2 protein-coding genes are annotated in these 686 nt (G+C 67.9%); one reads left to right on the top strand and one right to left on the bottom strand.

The annotated features are described in order from the left end of the window. Positions 1 to 404: hypothetical protein (locus ACOADB_RS06765; RefSeq protein WP_378597191.1), on the top strand; the 404-nt coding region annotated here is incomplete at its 5' end. Here ACOADB_RS06765 and ACOADB_RS06760 read toward each other — a convergent pair. Beyond that, positions 405 to 686, bottom strand: a 282-nt coding sequence (locus tag ACOADB_RS06760) for an OB-fold nucleic acid binding domain-containing protein (protein ID WP_378597190.1), incomplete at its 5' end; no start/stop codon positions are given.

Raw genomic sequence — 686 nt, 5'->3', positions numbered from 1 at the left:
CGGACGATGCCCCGACCACGGCGACCACGGCAGCGACCGCCGGCGACGCTGGGTCGGGCGGACTCAGCGCTGCAGACAGGACCGCGATCGAGGAGACGGTCCGGGAGTTCCTGGTCACCGGCGACTGCAACCTGACCACCGTTGAGTACCTGCGCGACATCTCTCTGTTCGCCGAGGACGACGCCACCCGAGAAGAGGCCTGCACGGCCTGGGAGAAGGTCTACAGCAAGCCTCTCTTCACCAAGGAGGACGTGCTCCTCACTGACCTCACCGTGAGCGACGGGGTGGCGACGGTGAAGGTGGGTTCCGAGATCGCGCCGAAGCTGACCACGCTCTACCAGGTGACACTGGTCGAAGGTGCCTGGCTGGTCAGCGGCGACGAGTACAACACCGACGGGCTCTGATCAGCGGAAGTCGCGCGAGGACTGGCGGGCCTGGAGCGCCGCACCCGCGCCGGGCAGGACGGTGTCGATCGACTCGATCCGATCGGCCAGCAGGTTGGTGACGCCGTCCTCGCGTTCGAGGCGGCCACGGATCACCACGGCCACCTTGTTGCGGGCCGCCTGTCGGTGCACCCGCATCACACCGGGAGAGCAGACGACGTTGAGCATCCCGGTCTCGTCCTCGAGGTTGAGGAAGGTGATCCCGCTGGCGGTGCCGGGGCGCTGACGGTGGGTGATCAGCCC

Source organism: Nocardioides sp. CPCC 206348, assembly GCF_048654705.1.
Classification (GTDB): domain Bacteria; phylum Actinomycetota; class Actinomycetes; order Propionibacteriales; family Nocardioidaceae; genus Nocardioides.
This window is presented reverse-complemented; position numbering and strand designations above follow the sequence as displayed.